The organism is Streptomyces sp. ADMS, from assembly GCF_033441795.1.
Classification (GTDB): domain Bacteria; phylum Actinomycetota; class Actinomycetes; order Streptomycetales; family Streptomycetaceae; genus Streptomyces.
Genome location: NZ_JAVFVX010000019.1, coordinates 83622 through 100593 on the forward strand (window position 1 = coordinate 83622; position 16972 = coordinate 100593).

Genomic DNA, 16972 nt, shown 5'->3' on the forward strand with positions numbered 1-16972 from the left:
CGTTTCGCGAGGGCGGCGAAGACCTTACGAGCAGGTCAGCGGGGCCCCCTGGGTGTGCGTGGTGGCGGCGGTGGCGGTGGCGGGGGCGGGGGAGGAGTCCGCTTCGCGGGCACGGACTGCGACGAGCCGCCCCCGCGCCCCCCGGTCCGCGGCGGCGGCGACACCGGCCTGGCCATGGTGGGAAGCCCGTACATGTTCTCGGGCGGCTGTTCCCCCTCACCCTCACCCGGGCCACGTCCTGCAGCCGGGCCGCGCCCCTCACCCGGGCCAGGTCCCTCAGTCGGGCCGCTCCCGTCACCCGAACCGGTCCCCTCACCGGAGCCGCCCCTCCCGCCGGGATCGCCGCTGCTGGCTGGCCCGTTCCCCCCGCTGGAACCTGTCCGCCCGGGCGCACTGCTTCCGTCGGGCGACCGTGCCTCCGTGCGCGGGACACCGGGCGTCCACCCGCCCTCGTACGGCCGACGACCGTAGGGGACCGAGCCGCCCTCCTGTGGTGGACCGGCCCCGGGCCCCGCCCCGGCCCCGGGCCCCGCCCCGGCCCCGGGCCCCGCCCCGGCCCCGGGCCCCTGCTCGCGACCGTAGGGCGGACCCGGCTCGGCCGGCCGCGCGTCCTCGGGCTCCACAAGCCCGTCGGGCAGCCGCAGATACGGGTTGGTGTCGCGGTTGGGCGGGCGGTACGGCGAGTTGGGCACGTACGGACCGGGATACCGACCGGGACCGGCGGCCTGTTCCGGGTGAACGCCGTACCGCGCCTCCTCGGCCGCCGTACCCGTCACCCCCGTCATCCCCGTGGCCCCGGGCGCCGCCCCCGCCCCTCCCGGCCCGGCCGTCCTCACCCACGCGTCACCCAGTGCCAGCGGCACCGCCCGCCACCCCGCCGCCCCGCTCGCGTACGCCAGTACCGCGCCCGCGGCCCCCGCGCCCGCGCCCCACACCGCGCCCAGCAACAGAGCAGCGACCAGCTGCCCGTGCAGTTCGATTCCGGCGCCGAACGCGTCGAAGCCCAGGACCGAGATCGAGGCGTCCACGGACACCTCCGCCAGCCGGGCGAGCAGCGGCAGCGCCACCGCGGTCACCACCCCCAGCCGCAACGCGCAGCGGCCGGCGAAACGCAGAGCACCCGGATCCCGCACGGCGAGGGGCACCCGGCCGTTGACGTCGTCCGGGCCGACACCGCGGGCCAGCGGCGTCCGCGCCGCCGCGAGGATGCCCGCCAGCAGCATCATCAAGGCCGCCGCGACTCCCAACAGCCACACACGGCTGTCCAGTTCGGCCAGACTGCGAAGGCTGACCGACTGGTCGGCCTCCGAGCTGAGGAGCCGGTCCAGGGGGTCAGGGAGGACGTTCACCAGCACCCCGGACGCGCTGCCGTCGAACGGGACGAACAAGCCGATCGGAACGCCCAGCCAGACCCCGTTGGGAGCGCCCAGCAGGGCCGCGCCCGCGATGCGCCTGGGGTGGGCGTCGCCGATCGCCGCGTAGCAGGCCGCCGCGAGCCCCGCCGCCACCGCCACCAGCAGTACCGTGACCAGGGCGGACGCAGCCGGACGTACGACGTGGTGGACCGCTTCCCAGCCGCGCGGCAGGGGAGTGCGGCGGGAGGCGAGCAGGGCGATCGCCAGGACCCCGGCCGCCCAGACAAGACCGCCGAGCAGGGTGGGGAGCGTGTCGACGGTGAAGCCGACCGCCGCCTTCGCGTTGACCAGGTCGCCGACCCGGTCGGGCAGCAGACCACTGATGTCACCGAGCCCGGGGACGTCGATCCCGCCGCCCCCGCCGCCCGTGCCCGGCAGATCGTCGAGGCCCAGACCGCCGCCGTCGATCGTGATGACGTCGTGCCCCGCCCAGGCCAGCCCGCCCAGGGTGGTTACGAAGAGGGCGATCACCGCGCCCGCGCGCGCGAGGAGTTCGGACGGGGAGATCACCACTCCCGCCCCGCGCAGGGACCGTAGGAAGAACCACGACAAGAGCACCGCGCCCACCAGGCCGACGCCCAGTGGCGCGATCTCGACGGCTGTGGCCGCCTCCGCTCCTTTCAGGCCGAAGGCCGACACATCACCGGACGGCGTGACCGAACCACCCGCCCCAAGCGCCACAACCGCCGCGGTCATCGGCCCGAGCGAGGCCGTGGAGTCCGCCTCCAGCAGATGCAGGCCGAGAGCCGCGGTGCCCGCCATTCCGATCAACGCCCAGCTCACAGCAGCGATCGCGGAGAGCAGCACATCCCCCCACGGCAGCCTCCGCCCCTGTTCGACTGTCTCGATGCTCATCGTCGGCCCCCCGATCCGCGCGGCGGCGGTGCACCGTGCGTGTCCCCCTCGCGTGGAATTACCACTCTCCGGGCCGGTTTCCACCCCGTCAACGGCGCGTCGCTGTCCGCTTCCACGCCCCGTCCGCAAGACCCGACTTTCGGTCAGGGGGGTGAGCCTGAAATAGTTCCCCACGATGTTCGACATCCCTAGACTCCCCGTGTTGGGGCAAATTTCGGGGGACAACTCAGTGGGGCATGGAGTGCCGGAACTCGTACTGGAATTGAACGGACGGACCTGGACGCTCGATTCGTCCAGGCCCTACACCCTCGGACGTGATCCGCAGGGGGACATCGTGCTCGATGACGCCAGGGTCTCCTGGCGGCACGCCACGATCAGCTGGGGCGGCCGGAGCTGGGGGATCGAGGACCACGGCAGCACCAACGGCACCTTCGTACAGGGGCAGCGCATCCACCAGATGGAGATCGGGCCGGGCTCGGCCGTCCATCTCGGCAACGCGATCGACGGCCCGCGCCTGAACCTCTCCAGCAGCGCCGCCTCGGTCGCGACGCCGCAGGTGGCACAGCCGGCCCAGCAGCAGCCCTTCGCGGCCCAGGGCGCGAGCCCCGGCTGGGCCCAGCAGCAGGTGCCGGAGCAGACCCCGGAACAGAGCTGGCCGCAGTCCCAGCCGCACCAGCAGGCCGCCGCGATCCCGCAGCAACAGGGCCCCGGCCCGGACGCGGGGGCGCCGCCGGTGTACGGCGACCGCAGCCCGACCACCTTTCACCAACTGCTCCTCGGCCGCGTGATGCGCATCGGCCGCGCCCTGGAGAACGACCTGGTCGTCTCCGACCTCCAGGTCTCCCGCAACCACGCCGAGTTCCACGCGACGCCCGACAGCCGATTCGAGATCCGCGACCTGGGCTCGCACAACGGCACGTACGTCAACGGCATGCCGATCGCCAAGGGCGGCACCGCGCTGCTCGGCCCGAACGACATCGTCGGCGTCGGCCACTCCACGTTCCGCCTGGTCGGCGACCGTCTGGAGGAGTTCGTCGACACCGGCGAGATCTCCTTCTCGGCCCGCCATCTGACGGTCACGGTGGACGGAGGCAAGCAGATCCTCAAGGACGTCTCCTTCGGCGTCCCGGAGAAGTCGCTGATCGCGGTCATCGGCCCGTCCGGCTCCGGCAAGTCGACGCTCCTGAAGGCGCTCACGGGCTACCGGCCCGCCAACGAGGGCGACGTCCTCTACGACAACCGCAACCTGTACAAGCAGTTCGCCGAGCTGCGCCAGCGCATCGGTCTCGTCCCGCAGGACGACATCCTGCACAAGGAACTGACCGTCAAGAAGGCCCTCAAGTACGCGGCCAAGCTGCGCTTCCCCGCCGACACCACGACGCAGGAGCGCGAGGCCCGTATAGACGAGGTGCTCCGCGAGCTGAAACTGGACATCCACAAGGAAAAGAAGGTCACCTCTCTCTCCGGCGGCCAGCGCAAGCGCGTCTCGGTGGCCCTGGAGCTGCTCACCAAGCCGTCGCTGATCTTCCTGGACGAGCCGACCTCCGGTCTCGATCCGGGCATGGACCGCGACGTCATGCAGCTGCTGCGCGGCCTTGCCGACGACGGCCGTACGGTCCTCGTCGTCACGCACTCCGTGGCCGAGCTGGCGATCTGCGACAAGCTCCTCGTGATGGCGCCAGGCGGCTCGGTCGCCTACTTCGGTCCCCCGGAGGAGGCGCTGAACTTCTTCGGCTACGACACGTGGGCCGATGTCTTCTCCGCCTTCGAGAACTACCGCGACTACGACTGGGCGGGACGCTGGAAGGGATCGCAGCACTACCAGATGTACGCCGCGGACATCGACGCCGTCGCCCCGCAGTCCGTACACATGCCGTCCGCGCAGTCCATGCGCCCGCCCAAGCCGCAGGGCTGGGGCTCCCAGCTGATGACCCTGATCCGGCGGTACACGGCGGTCATCGCCTCCGACAAGGGCTTCCTGGCGCTGACGGTGATCCTGCCCGCGGTGCTCGGCGCGGTGAGCCTGCTCATCGACCCCGACAAGACCCTGCTGCCCGGCAAGGTGGGCCGGAGCGGCCTCAACGTCCCGAACGGCACGGCCACCACCGTCCTCCTCATCCTCGCGGTCGGCGCCTGCTTCGCCGGCGCCGCGAACTCGGTCCGCGAGCTGATCAAGGAACGGGTCATCTACGAGCGGGAGCGCGCGACCGGCCTGTCGCGCTCCGCGTATCTGATGTCCAAGGTGATCGTCCTCGGCTTCATCACGGTCCTGCAGGGCTTCATGGTCGGCGCGATCGGCTTCGCCAGCCGGACGATCCCCGACGAGGGCCTGATCTTCGGCAAGTTCGTGCTGCTCGAACTCTCCATCCCGATCATGGCGCTCGGCTTCTCGTCGATGATGTTCGGTCTGGTCATCTCCTCCCTGGTGAAGACCTCGGAGAAGACCATGCCGCTGCTCGTCATGTTCGCGATCATCCAGGTCGTGTTCACCGGCTGTCTGTTCATCCTGCACGGCAACATCGGCGTCAACGAGTTCTCGTATCTGATGCCGTCCCGCTGGGCGGTCGCAGCCGCCGGTGCCACGCTGGACTTCAACAAGATCAGTCCGAACGTCGACGACCCCGGCAGCACGGACCCGCTCTGGGACCACACGGCCACCGCCTGGGGCATCGACATGGCCGCCCTGATCGCCCTCGGCGTGATCTGCGGGTTCTTCGTGGCCCGCTTCCTGCGCCGCCACGAGCCCGAGGTCATGCGCAAGTGACCACGGCCGTACGACGGCGAAGGGCGGCACCCCGGTGGGGGTGCCGCCCTTCGGCGTACGAGAGGTCCGCGCGACCTCAGTACGCGCCGTTGACGTTGTCGATCGAGCCGTACTTGTCGGCCGCGTAGTTGGCGGCGGCGGTGATGTTGGCGACCGGGTCGTACTGGCTGTGGACGGTGCCCGAGACGTGGTACGCGTCGAAGGTCGGCTTGATGACCTGCAGCAGACCGATCGACGGGGTGCCGTTGACGGCGTTGATGTCCCAGTTGTTGATCGCGTTCGGGTTGCCGGAGGACTCCCGCATGATGTTGCGGTACAGACCGTTGTACGAACCCGGGATGCCCTTGGACTTCATGATGTCCAGGGACTCCCTGATCCAGCCGTCGAGGTTGTTGGCGTACGTCTTCGCGGCTGCCTTCTTGATCGCGGCGCGCTTGGCGGACCGGCTCGCGGCCTCCCTCGCCTTGCGCTCCTTCGCCGCCTTCTCCGCGGCCTTCTTCTTCGCGGCGGCCTTCTTCTTCGCGGCGGCCTTCTTCTTCGCGGCAGCAGCCTTCTCCGCGGCGGCCTTCTTCTTCGCGGCAGCGGCGTCGGCGGCCTTCATCTTCGCCGCGGCGGCCTCGGCCTTCACGGTCGCGCCGGCCAGCTGGTCGGTGACGCTCGCCTTCACTTCCTTGACCTGCCCTTGGCTGAACACCACGGGAGCGGCGACGGAGACGGTCTCGGAGGTGGCCTGTGCGTCTCCCGGCACGAGGGTGAACGCGAGGGCGGCGGCGCTGAGCGTGGCGGCACCGGCGATCGCGAGCTTGCGGGTCCTGGCCGACAGACGGCCATGATCAGGAGTGGCGGTGTTCTTCGGCATTGCGGATGGACCTCTTCGAATAGCGCGGAGGTCGCTCGGCGTCCGGGGGGACAGGGTGCTTCCGGCACAAACGCCGCGGGCGGACCCGCGGCGTTGAGCGACGGCTGCCATTCTTAGCGGCCGCAAAATTGTGTGGCAAAGGTGTGACGTACTACGGGGGGTAGTGGATCCGGGAAGGGCAAAATAGGACAGATCGGAGCGTCTTTCCCGCTCACCGAGTGAGTGTTTGTCTCCTATGGCCCCTAGTAAGTGATGTGGGTCCTATGTGCGGGGTCACATGACCTCCATGCCTGTCTCACCACTAGTTGCGAGAGCAATGCTCAGCGTGAGGTATCTGTTTCACCCCTCCGCCGGAAGGAGGAGATGCACGTCCCCGAACTCGTGCCAGAGGTACCGCAGGCGCAGCGCCTCCCCGTACCCCCGGTCGACCGCCGCCCGCCCCGCGACCGCTTCCAGCATCAGCAGATGCGACGCCTCCGGCTCGTGCAGCCCCGTCAGCAGCCCGTCGACGACCCGCACCCCGCGCTCGGGCGTCACCACCAGGTCGGTCCACCCCTCGGCCGCCCGGACCACACCGTCCGGCCCGGCCACGGACTCCACGGCCCGCACGGCCGTCGTACCTACCGCCACGACCCGCCCGCAGCCCGCTCGCACGGCGTTGATGAGCCGCGCCGAGGCCTCCGGCACCGCGAACCTCTCCGGATACGGCTGCTCGTGCGCCTCCGCCGACGCGACCCCTGTGTGCAGCCTGACGGGCGCGAACTGCACCCCCCGGCTCACCAGCTCCGCCACCAGCCGCGCGGTGAAGGGCCGCGCGGCACTCGGCATCTCCGCGCTGCCCGCCCCGTCACAGGACGGCAGCGCGAACACCGTCTGATAAACGGACAACGGCTGATCCCGTTCCGTATAGGAGTAACGAATGGGCCGTCCGTGCTCCCGCAGAAGAGACAGCACCTGCCCCTCCACCCGTGCCCACCACAACCGGGAACCGCGCCCGGTCAGCGGCTCCTCAAGAACCAGCCCGCCACCCCCGGGAAGCCGCACCTCCGTCCCCGAGGGCCCGCCCGTACGCGCGCGCGTGGTGCCCGTCCCATCGGGATCCCGCAGCTCGACGGCCCACCGTCCGTCGTCCCCACGCGTCGAGAAATGCACCACCACGCGCGCGTACCCGATCCACCCGTCCATCGCGGCGGCCAGCGTCGACGACGTGTTGACGACAAGCAGATCCCCGGCCCGCAGCTGCCCGGGCAGCCCGCCGAACGCGTGATGCGACACCGCTGTCCCACGCGACACGAGCAGTCGTACGTCGTCCCGGTCCAGCCCCGCCCCACGCTGCTCGGCCGGCACCCGCGCCGACAACTCCTCCGGCACCTGTACGGCCAGCGTCATCGCCCCTCCAGCAGGGACGGTGCCGAGTGCCGCCCACTCGCCGGCCGCTCGTCCAGCAACCGCAGAAACGCGGGCACGACACTGCCGGGCTCCGGACGCGGATCGGCATCGTCCGGTACGGCCGCCGCGTACAGGTCCGTCGCCATGTCACCGGGATCGACCGCCCAGACCCGCATCCCGGGCTCCTCCGCCCCGAGCACCGCCGCCAGCTGATCGAGGGCCGCCTTGGACGCCCCGTAGCCGCCCCACGTCCCGTACGCCTCCACCGCCGCGTCCGAACTCACGGTGACCACCGTCCCGGCCGCCGACTCCCGCAGCAGCGGCAGCGCCTCCTGGACCAGGCCCAGCGCGGCCACCACGTTCACCTCCAGCGCCTGCCGCAGCCCCTCCAGGGACAGCCCCTCCAGGCGTACGAGCGGTATGGCGCCCAGCGCGCTCGCGTTGCTCACCAGCAGATCGACGCCGCCCAGCTGCCGCGCCGCCGAGACCAGTCCGGCCCGGTGACCGGCGTCCGTGACATCACCGGGGAGGGCCTCCACCCGTACTCCGTACGCGGAGAGCACCTCGGCGGTGGCGTGCAGGACCTCCGGGGTCCTGGCGTCCAGTACGAGATCCCAGCCGCGTCGCGCGAGCGCCGAGGCCAGCGCCCGACCCAGTCCCTTGGAAGCCCCTGTGATGATCGCTACCGGCATGACATGCGTCCCCTCGTCCTCGGCTGCCGGTGATCGGCAGTGCACCCAACGTAGGAACGCGACCGTCCCGGCCGCCTCGTCCGGGGGCCGCAATACGGTGGGGCCCTTCGGTCTAGGTCCCTGGCCCCGGGCCGGCCCGCCACAGGACGGATACGCACTGTCACCCCCCGCCGGTACCGTGAGGGCATGAGTCCAGGCCCCACGTCCGGTCTGTCCGCGGTGAGCGCCGCGCTGCTGGCAATGAGCAGGCACCTGGAGGTACGCGACGTCCTCAAGACGATCGTCGCCTCCGCCAGAGAGCTGCTCGACGCGCAGTACGCGGCGCTGGGCGTTCCCGACGACCACGGAGGCTTCGCCCAGTTCGTGGTCGACGGCGTGAGCGACGCCCAGTGGAAGGCCATCGGCCCGCTCCCGCGCCAGCACGGCATCCTCGCCGCGATGCTGCACGAGGCCCGGCCCGAGCGCCTGGCCGACGTCCGCGAGGACCCGCGCTTCGAGGGCTGGCCGTCCGCCCACCCCGACATGTCCGACTTCCTGGGCCTGCCGATCCGCGACGGCGACGAGGTACTGGGCGCGCTGTTCCTGGCGAACAAGAGGTGCGCGAAACCGGCCGGCGGCTGTGGCTTCACCGAGGACGACGAGGGCCTCCTCGCCATCCTGGCCCAGCACGCGGCGATCGCCCTGACCAACGCCCGCCTCTACGAACGCAGCCGCGAACTGACCATCGCCGAGGAACGCTCCCGCCTCGCCCACGAACTGCACGACGCGGTCAGCCAGAAGCTGTTCTCCCTGCGCCTGACGGCCCAGGCAGCCGCCACCCTGGTGGACCGCGACCCCGCCCGCGCCAAGGGCGAACTGCAGCAGGTGGCCGCACTCGCCGCGGAGGCCGCCGACGAACTGCGCGCGGCGGTCGTGGAACTGCGCCCGACGGCCCTGGACGAGGACGGCCTGATCGCCACGCTCCGCACTCACGTCCAGGTTCTCGACCGCGCGCACTCCGCGCGCGTGACCTTCGACAGCCGCGGGGTCCGCGCCCTGCCGGCCGCCCAGGAGGAAGCCCTGCTGCGGGTCGCCCAGGAGGCCCTGCACAACGCGCTGCGGCACTCCGGGGCAGCCCGGGTGGAAGTGACCCTGGCGAAGCGCGGCCAGGGCGCCGCCCTGCGCGTCACCGACGACGGCAGCGGCTTCGACCCGAAAGCCGTACGCAGCGCCGGACGCCACCTCGGCCTGGTCTCCATGCGGGACCGGGCGAGCGGGGTCGGCGGCCGGCTGGACGTGGAATCGGCGCCCGGAAAGGGCACCACGATCGAGATGGAGGTCCCCGGTGGCTGACGCAATCAAGGTGCTGCTCGTCGACGACCACCAGGTGGTCCGCCGGGGCCTGCGCACGTTCCTCGAAGTACAGGACGACATCGAGGTCGTGGGCGAGGCGTCGGACGGCGCAGAGGGAGTCGACCGCGCGCAGGAACTGAAACCCGACGTCGTCCTCATGGACGTCAAGATGCCGGGAATGGACGGCGTCGAGGCGCTGCGCAGACTCCGCGAACTCGACAACCCCGCGCGCGTGCTGATCGTCACGAGCTTCACCGAGCAGCGCACGGTGGTCCCGGCCCTGCGCGCCGGCGCCGCGGGGTACGTCTACAAGGACATCGACCCGGACGCCCTCGCCGGCGCCATCCGCTCCGTGCACGCCGGACACATCCTGCTCCAGCCCGAGGTCGCGGGCGCGCTGCTGAGCCAGGAGGAGACGCACTCGGGCCAGGGGAGGGGCGGTTCGCTCACCGAGCGGGAGCGGGAGGTGCTGACCCTGATCGCGGACGGCCGCTCGAACCGGGAGATAGCGCGTGCCCTGGTGCTGTCCGAGAAGACGGTCAAGACGCATGTCTCGAACATCCTTATGAAACTCGACCTGGCGGACCGTACACAAGCGGCGTTGTGGGCGGTACGTCATGGTGTGACCGGATGACCGGCAATCCGGAACGTTCCCTTCCGGGCTGAGATTCATACCGTCGTGGGAATGTCCCCCGGATGGCGCATCCTTCCCGGATCTCCGGCGTTCTTCAGTGCGTGCCGCGGCGACCTGCCGCGGTGAACGCAAAGGGAGGGATCAGAAGTGAAGAACCTGAAGAAGGCCGCCGCTGTGACGATGATGGCGGGTGGCCTGGTCGCCGCCGGCGCCGGTTTCGCCTCCGCCACGGACGGTGCGCACGCCAACGGCCAGGCCGTCGGCTCCCCGGGTGTCGCCTCGGGCAACCTCATCCAGGCCCCGGTGCACATCCCGGTGAACGCGGTGGGCAACAGCGTCAACGTCATCGGTGTGCTGAACCCCGCCTTCGGCAACCTCGGCCTCAACCACTGAGGAACCGCGACACCGAAGGGCCGAGGTCCTGACCTCCCGCCTCCTGGGTACGCCCGGGAGGCCGGTCGGGGCTCTGGTCCTCAGCGCCGGTCCAGGCGCTCCAGCCCGTCCGGCGATTGAGGACGAGGCCGTCCAGGCCGAAAGCGGGGGTCTGGGGGCGCAGCCCCTGGTGACGCCCCCCAACGGCCAGCACCGCGCAACAAACCTCACCGAACCCCCCGCTCCTCCACAACGGAGTTGTACGCCGCGACCTGCGCCCGCCGGGCCGTCCGCTCCACCGGCCGCAACGCCTCCGACCGCGCCGCGATCTCCGACGCGCTCACCGCCCCGCCGTGCCCGTTCTCGGACGCAACCGAGATCAGCATCCCGACCCGCTGCGCCAGCTCAAGCACCCGTACCGCCCGCGGCGGATACCCTGGCGCCAACACCTCGCGCCCCCGCTCCGCCCGCGCCCGGTACGCGTCGATCGCAGCCTCCGCGACCGGCCCCGACCCGGCGACGTCCAACCGGGCCAACACCGCCGTCGCGTCCCGCAGTGCCTCCGCCAACTCCCGCTCGGCCTCCCCCAGGGACGGCACGTCGGCGGGCGGAGCCTCTCGCACCGGCAGGCAGTGCCAGACGACCTCGACGTGCACATCCCCGGCCGGCCCGGCCTCGTGGACCTCCGGCACCAGCCCCAGCGCGGCGTTCAGGCAGATCACGGCCTCCTCCGCCTCCAGCGCCCGCGCGTTGAACTCGGGAGGGCCGCTCAGTCCGAGGGGATGCCCGGGCGCGGGCAGCGCGATCCGCAGCCCGGACGCACCGAGCGCCCGCAGACGCCCCAGCGCGAGGGTGAGACCGACGGGCGCCGATTCGCCGGGCAGCCCCTCGACCCGGTGCACCGCGTCCTCCCCGACGATGGCCAGTACCGCGTCATCCGGCGAAACAAGTCCGGCCAAAAGGGCATTTCCCCATGCGGCCAGGCGTCCTGAGCGTGGTTCCGAAAACATGCCCCCACCCTAAGGACCGACCGAGGGGAGGGACCGGCCGACCGGTGGCGTAGATTTCGTGGGGGGCTGCGCCCACAGGCGCACACGAACGCGAGACTGGCCGACACTGCAAGGGGAGACAACCCGCTCATGAGCGATGTTCTGGAGCTGGAGGACGTATCCGTGGTCCGCGAGGGCCGGGCTCTGGTGGACCAGGTCTCCTGGTCGGTCAAGGAGGGCGAGCGCTGGGTCATCCTCGGCCCGAACGGCGCCGGGAAGACAACCCTCCTGAACCTCGCTTCCAGCTATCTCTTCCCCAGCCAGGGCACCGCCACCATCCTCGGCGAGACCCTCGGCAAGGTCGACGTCTTCGATCTGCGCCCGCGCATCGGCATGGCCGGCATCGCCATGGCCGACAAGCTGCCCAAGCGCCAGACCGTGCTGCAGACGGTGCTGACCGCCGCGTACGGCATGACGGCCGGCTGGCAGGAGGAGTACGAGGACATCGACGAACAGCGCGCCCGCGCCTTCCTCGACCGCCTCGGCATGAGCGACTACCTCGACCGCCGCTTCGGCACCCTCTCCGAGGGTGAGCGCAAGCGCACCCTCATCGCCCGCGCCCTGATGACCGACCCCGAGCTGCTGCTCCTCGACGAGCCAGCCGCCGGCCTCGACCTCGGCGGCCGCGAGGACCTCGTACGCCGCCTCGGCCGCCTCGCCCGCGATCCGATCGCACCCTCCATGATCATGGTCACGCACCATGTCGAGGAGATCGCCCCGGGCTTCACCCACGTCCTGATGATCCGTCAGGGAAAGGTGCTCGCGGCCGGTCCCCTGGAGCTCGAACTCACCTCCCGCAACCTGTCGATGTGCTTCGGCCTCCCCCTGGTGGTCGAGCAGGTCGGTGAACGCTGGACCGCACAGGGCCTGCCGATGTCCTGACGGCGCATGAAGCACCTTGTGGAACAACTGGAAGAAGCCTGTGCCAAGTTGATCGGCGCCCTGTCGGTGACCAGGCCTGCGGACCTACCATGACGGTGTGAACGACATCGACGCGTGGGTGTGGTGGCTTGTCGGCGCTGTGGCGCTGGGTATCCCTCTCGTGGTGACCGCGATGCCGGAACTCGGCATGCTCGCCGTGGGCGCGCTGGCGGCATCCGGCGCGGCCGGACTCGGTGGCGGAATCGTCGTCCAGGTGCTCGTGTTCGCCGTCGTGTCGACCGCGCTCATCGCGGTCGTACGGCCCATCGCGACCCGGCAGCGCGCCGACCGGCCCCAACTCCGCTCCGGAATCGACGCGTTGAAGGGCAAACAGGCCGTTGTCCTGGAACGCGTCGACGGCTCGGGTGGCCGGATCAAGCTCGCCGGAGAGGTCTGGTCGGCGCGCTCCCTCGACTCCCAACTCGTCTACGAGGTAGGCCAGGCGGTGGACGTCGTCGAGATCGAGGGGGCCACGGCGATCGTCATGTGACCTCGCACGACGTAAGTGAACGGAACGTCCACGGGGCAGCCGACGGTCTGTCACACTCGACCAGCAAGATCTTCAACAAGCAAGATCTTCAACAGGCATACGATCTTTCCGTAGCGCCAAAGCGGAGAAGGGTACGGGGATCCACGATGGAACCCATCATCATCGTCCTGATCATTCTGGTGGTGTTGGTCTTCATCGCCCTGATCAAGACCATCCAGGTCATTCCACAGGCGAGCGCCGCCATCGTGGAACGATTCGGGCGCTACACGCGGACACTCAACGCGGGCCTGAACATCGTCGTGCCGTTCATCGACACCATCCGCAACCGCATCGACCTCCGTGAGCAGGTCGTGCCGTTCCCGCCGCAGCCGGTGATCACCCAGGACAACCTGGTCGTCAACATCGACACCGTCATCTACTACCAGGTGACGGACGCGCGGGCGGCGACGTACGAGGTCGCCAGCTACATCCAGGCCATCGAACAGCTCACCGTCACCACGCTCCGCAACATCATCGGTGGCATGGACCTGGAGCGGACCCTGACCTCCCGCGAGGAGATCAACGCGGCCCTGCGCGGAGTCCTCGACGAGGCAACCGGCAAGTGGGGCATCCGCGTCAACCGCGTCGAGCTGAAGGCGATCGAACCGCCCACCTCCATCCAGGACTCGATGGAGAAGCAGATGCGCGCCGACCGCGACAAGCGCGCAGCGATCCTCACCGCCGAAGGTATCCGCCAGTCCCAGATCCTGACGGCGGAAGGAGAGAAGCAGTCCGCGATCCTGCGCGCCGAAGGTGAGGCCAAGGCCGCCGCCCTGCGCGCCGAGGGCGAGGCCCAGGCCGTCCGTACGGTCTTCGAGGCCATCCACGCCGGAGACCCGGACCAGAAGCTCCTCTCCTACCAGTACCTCCAGATGCTCCCGAAGATCGCTGAGGGCGACGCCAACAAGCTCTGGATCGTGCCCAGCGAAATCGGCGACGCGCTCAAGGGTCTCTCCGGCGCCATGGGCAACTTCGGCAACCTGGGCGGCAATTCGGGCGGCGGAGGCAACTCGGGCGGCGGCTCGGAGCGCCGGGAAAAGCCGTCGATCACAGACTGACGTGGTGCCCGCGCCCCTTCAGGGGCGCGGGCAGTGTCCATTCGCGGCTCCGCCGCGTGGGCGCGACAAGCCATGTTCGACCCGCGGCCGACGGACCACCAGTGGACCCCGGACAAGTCCCACCGGTACAGAACTACGCCGCAGGCTGCGCCAACCACTCCGGCAGCGCCTCCAACTCGTGCTGCCCCAAAGCCAGGAGCATCGCGTCTGCGGGCGTCGGCTCGAACGGCAGCCGCAACAGCGGCATCCCCGCCTGCTCCGGAGTCCGCGCCGCCTTGCGGTGGTTGTCCTCCGCGCACGAAGCGACGGTGTTCAACCACGAGTCCTGCCCGCCCTGCGCCCGCGGCACCACGTGGTCCACGGTCGTCGCCCGCCGACCGCAGTACGCGCACCTGTGCCGGTCACGGACCAGCACACCGCGCCTGGACCACGGTGCTTGTCTTCGGAACGGCACCCGGACATAGCGGCAGAGCCTGATAACCCGCGGCGCGGGTATGTCGACCGCGGCTCCGCGCATACGGATCTCGGGGTGGGCCTGCTCGACAACAGCCTTGTCCTGCAGCACCAGAACGACGGCCCGGTTCAACGTCACCGTCGACAGCGGCTCGAAGCTCGCGTTCAGTACCAGCGTGTCCCGCATCCAGCCCACCTCCTATGCTCGCCGGCCCACCGCGCGGCGGGCTTGGATCAACTCTGGCCGGGCACGCCGAGATGGACAACGCAATAAAAATGCCCGCCTCTGATCACTTCCAAGACCAGAGGCGGGCAAACGTTCAATGAACGTCAGTCTGCGGCGGGAACCTCGTACTCACCCACGAGTTGGGCACGCGCGATCGCGTGGAACCGCAGATTGAATCCGACGAACGCCGGTGACGCGTCCGCGTCCGCGCATCCCGTACGTGCAGAAGAGCACCGACGACGGCCTCAGCCTGGCACCACCTGACCCTGGTCCGCTCCGGCGACCGGATCAGCCGCGCAATGCTTCACGGGCTCCCTTGACGAGTGCCGGCTCGTCCGCCGCGCTCTGACCAGCACCGAACTCACCACCCTGCGCGAACAGAACACCGCCCCGACGGACCGAGAGAAGGTCATAACACAGGGCTACGCCCGCATGTGACGAAGTGAGGGAGGGGCCTGGAACACCGAACGGCGTTCCAGGCCCCTCCCTCACTTGTCCTTCAGTTGTCCTTTGGAGCGCCCTACCGGCTGTCAGAACCAGCTGCGCTTGCTGCCGACCTCGGCCAGCCACTGGTTCAGGTACGCCGCCCAGTCCGTGCTCTGGTAGTCCTGCAGCCCCACCTGGAACGACCGGAAGGTGTCACTGCCCTCGCTGAACAGCCCCGGCTTCTTGTCCATCTCCAGCACGACGTCCATCGCGTTCTCGTCGGCGACGAAGCTCAACTCGACCTGGTTCAGGCCCCGGTACTGCGCCGGCGGGAAGAACTCGACCTCCTGGTAGAAGGGAAGCTTCTGCCGCGTACCGCGGATGTGGCCGCGCTCCAGGTCCGCGTTCTTGAAACGGAAGCCCAGTTGAACGAAGGCGTCCAGGATCGCCTTCTGCGCGGGCAACGGGTGCACGTTGATGGGGTCCAGATCACCGGAGTCGACGGCACGCGCGATGGCAAGCTCGGTGGTCACCCCGATGTGCATCCCGCGCAGCGGCTGACCGTCGATCATCGTGACCGGCGTCTCCCAGGGGATCTCCAGCCCGAACGGCACGACGTGCACGGCACCGGCCTGCACTTCGAAGGCACCGCCGAGCCGCACCTTCGTGAACTCGATGTCCTGCTTGTACTCCTGGTCACCGCCCTCGACCTCGACCTTGGCCTGGAGCCCGACGGACAGTCCTTCGATCTGCTGGTTGACGGAACCGCCCTGGATCCGCACCTCGCCCTGGACGACGCCGCCCGGAACGACGTTGATCTCGGTCAACACCGTCTCGACCGAAGCCCCACCGGCACCCAGGCTCGCGAGCAGCTTCTTGAACGCCATGTCTCTCCTTCTCCAGCGATCCTTAGCGATCCCTTGATCCTTAGAAACGCGATCCGGCCGTGGTCGGTTCCGTCCTCACCCTGGCAAGGCGGACGCTTCCTGGCCACCCCGCTCGCCGGAACACGACTCCACTACGCTCGGACGGCATGATCGCGCCCGCTGACCGTACGCCCTTCCCCAGGGAGTTCTTCGACCGGCCGGTACTGGAGGTCGCCCCCGACCTGCTGGGCCGCGTCCTCGTACGCTCCACCCCGGACGGTCCGATCGAACTGCGCCTCACAGAGGTGGAGGCGTACGACGGCCCCAACGACCCCGGCTCCCACGCCTATCGCGGCCCCACACCCCGCAACAGCGTGATGTTCGGCCCGCCCGGTCATGTGTACGTCTACTTCACTTACGGCATGTGGCACTGCATAAACCTGGTGTGCGGCCCCGAGGGAACGGCGAGCGCAGTCCTGCTCCGGGCCGGCGAGATCATCGAGGGTGCCGCACTCGCCCGCAAACGTCGACTTTCAGCCCGAAATGACAGGGAACTGGCCAAAGGCCCGGCCCGTCTGGCCACAGCCCTGGGCGTGGACAGGGCCTTCGACGGTACGGACGCCTGCGCCGCCGGCGCCGCACCAATCACGGTCCTGACGGGCACCCCTGTCAGCTCCGACCAGGTGAGCAGTGGTCCGCGCACCGGCGTGGCCGGCGACGGGGGCGTCCACCCCTGGCGCTTCTGGATCACCAACGACCCTACGGTGAGCCCATATCGGGCCCATGCGCCCCGTGGCCGCTCAACTTGACGAGCCCTAGAGGGGTCCGTAATGTAGCCCGAGCCGCTTGAACCGGGTACGGCGATCGCCTGCAGCCGGAAGTGGCCAACCCACTACCTACGACTCCCTCTCAGCGGGGGCAATTTCGGCGTGCCTGCACACTGAATTGTGAACGCGCGGAACTCGATTATGAGTTGCTGAGGGAATCGGCTAACGTAGTGAATGTCGAAAGGCCGACGAGCGAAAGCCAGAAAGCCTGAGACGATCCCACCGACAGGGAATCGGATCAGATAAATGATCTGGTAGAGTCGGAATCGCAAGACAGCAGGACCGAAGGGAAAGTGCCCGGAGGA

Annotated in this window: 14 protein-coding genes and 2 pseudogenes; 8 read left to right on the plus strand and 8 right to left on the minus strand. The window is 69.7% G+C overall.

The genetic code is table 11. The features are described 5' to 3' along the window. Positions 1–35: 35 nt before the first annotated feature. The gene (locus RB628_RS11600; RefSeq protein WP_318320266.1) at positions 36–2270 is read right to left on the minus strand and encodes a streptophobe family protein; all 2235 of its coding nucleotides are present in this window, start codon (positions 2268–2270) and stop codon (positions 36–38) included. Positions 2271–2511: 241 nt separating this feature from the next. Between RB628_RS11600 and RB628_RS11605 the strand changes: the two genes are divergently transcribed. Beyond that, positions 2512–5034: an FHA domain-containing protein gene (locus RB628_RS11605; RefSeq protein ID WP_318320267.1), complete on the plus strand. Its 2523-nt coding sequence runs from the start codon at positions 2512–2514 to the stop codon at positions 5032–5034. A 76-nt stretch (positions 5035–5110) separates the two neighbouring features. Here RB628_RS11605 and RB628_RS11610 read toward each other — a convergent pair whose 3' ends face one another. The 3 genes from RB628_RS11610 to RB628_RS11620 all read right to left on the minus strand — a co-directional run bounded on the left by RB628_RS11610 (position 5111) and on the right by RB628_RS11620 (position 7974). Continuing rightward, positions 5111–5893: a transglycosylase SLT domain-containing protein gene (locus RB628_RS11610; RefSeq protein WP_318320268.1), complete on the minus strand. Its 783-nt coding sequence runs from the start codon at positions 5891–5893 to the stop codon at positions 5111–5113. A 339-nt stretch (positions 5894–6232) separates the two neighbouring features. Further along, positions 6233–7282 (minus strand): S-adenosylmethionine:tRNA ribosyltransferase-isomerase, encoded by a 1050-nt coding sequence (locus RB628_RS11615; protein WP_318320269.1) that lies wholly within the window; start codon positions 7280–7282, stop codon positions 6233–6235. Next, a complete protein-coding gene (locus tag RB628_RS11620; protein WP_318320270.1) occupies positions 7279–7974 on the minus strand; it encodes an SDR family NAD(P)-dependent oxidoreductase in 696 nt (231 codons plus the stop codon). Before RB628_RS11620 ends, RB628_RS11615 begins: the two co-directional genes overlap by 4 nt. 186 nt (positions 7975–8160) lie before the next feature. On the opposite strand from RB628_RS11620, the gene RB628_RS11625 reads away from it, so the two are divergent. The 3 genes from RB628_RS11625 to chpE all read left to right on the plus strand — a co-directional run bounded on the left by RB628_RS11625 (position 8161) and on the right by chpE (position 10333). Next, positions 8161–9306: a GAF domain-containing sensor histidine kinase gene (locus RB628_RS11625; RefSeq protein ID WP_318320271.1), complete on the plus strand. Its 1146-nt coding sequence runs from the start codon at positions 8161–8163 to the stop codon at positions 9304–9306. Then, positions 9299–9940 (plus strand): response regulator transcription factor, encoded by a 642-nt coding sequence (locus tag RB628_RS11630; RefSeq protein ID WP_318320272.1) that lies wholly within the window; start codon positions 9299–9301, stop codon positions 9938–9940. Before RB628_RS11625 ends, RB628_RS11630 begins: the two co-directional genes overlap by 8 nt. 147 nt (positions 9941–10087) lie before the next feature. After that, the gene (gene chpE, locus RB628_RS11635; protein ID WP_189150107.1) at positions 10088–10333 is read left to right on the plus strand and encodes a chaplin ChpE; all 246 of its coding nucleotides are present in this window, start codon (positions 10088–10090) and stop codon (positions 10331–10333) included. A gap of 206 nt (positions 10334–10539) precedes the next feature. On the opposite strand, the gene RB628_RS11640 is transcribed toward chpE, so the two are convergent. After that, a complete protein-coding gene (locus tag RB628_RS11640; protein WP_318320273.1) occupies positions 10540–11322 on the minus strand; it encodes a hypothetical protein in 783 nt (260 codons plus the stop codon). Positions 11323–11451: 129 nt separating this feature from the next. Here RB628_RS11640 and RB628_RS11645 point away from each other — a divergent pair. From RB628_RS11645 to RB628_RS11655, 3 genes and pseudogenes are all read left to right on the plus strand, one after another. After that, positions 11452–11976, plus strand: a pseudogene (locus tag RB628_RS11645) (ABC transporter ATP-binding protein); the annotation flags it as partial. 364 nt (positions 11977–12340) lie between these two features. After that, a complete protein-coding gene (locus RB628_RS11650; RefSeq protein ID WP_318320275.1) occupies positions 12341–12772 on the plus strand; it encodes an NfeD family protein in 432 nt (143 codons plus the stop codon). 146 nt (positions 12773–12918) lie between these two features. Continuing rightward, the gene (locus RB628_RS11655; RefSeq protein WP_318320276.1) at positions 12919–13869 is read left to right on the plus strand and encodes an SPFH domain-containing protein; all 951 of its coding nucleotides are present in this window, start codon (positions 12919–12921) and stop codon (positions 13867–13869) included. A gap of 133 nt (positions 13870–14002) precedes the next feature. Here RB628_RS11655 and RB628_RS11660 read toward each other — a convergent pair whose 3' ends face one another. From RB628_RS11660 to RB628_RS11670, 3 genes and pseudogenes are all read right to left on the minus strand, one after another. Next, complete coding sequence (locus RB628_RS11660; protein WP_318320277.1) at positions 14003–14509, minus strand: HNH endonuclease; 507 nt, start codon at positions 14507–14509, stop codon at positions 14003–14005. 143 nt (positions 14510–14652) lie between these two features. Then, positions 14653–14754: pseudogene (locus tag RB628_RS11665) on the minus strand (YbhB/YbcL family Raf kinase inhibitor-like protein); the annotation flags it as partial. A gap of 324 nt (positions 14755–15078) precedes the next feature. Further along, positions 15079–15861 (minus strand): sporulation protein, encoded by a 783-nt coding sequence (locus RB628_RS11670; RefSeq protein WP_318320278.1) that lies wholly within the window; start codon positions 15859–15861, stop codon positions 15079–15081. 146 nt (positions 15862–16007) lie between these two features. Between RB628_RS11670 and RB628_RS11675 the strand changes: the two genes are divergently transcribed. Continuing rightward, positions 16008–16649: a DNA-3-methyladenine glycosylase gene (locus RB628_RS11675; RefSeq protein WP_318320279.1), complete on the plus strand. Its 642-nt coding sequence runs from the start codon at positions 16008–16010 to the stop codon at positions 16647–16649. The last annotated feature ends 323 nt before the right edge of the window (positions 16650–16972 follow it).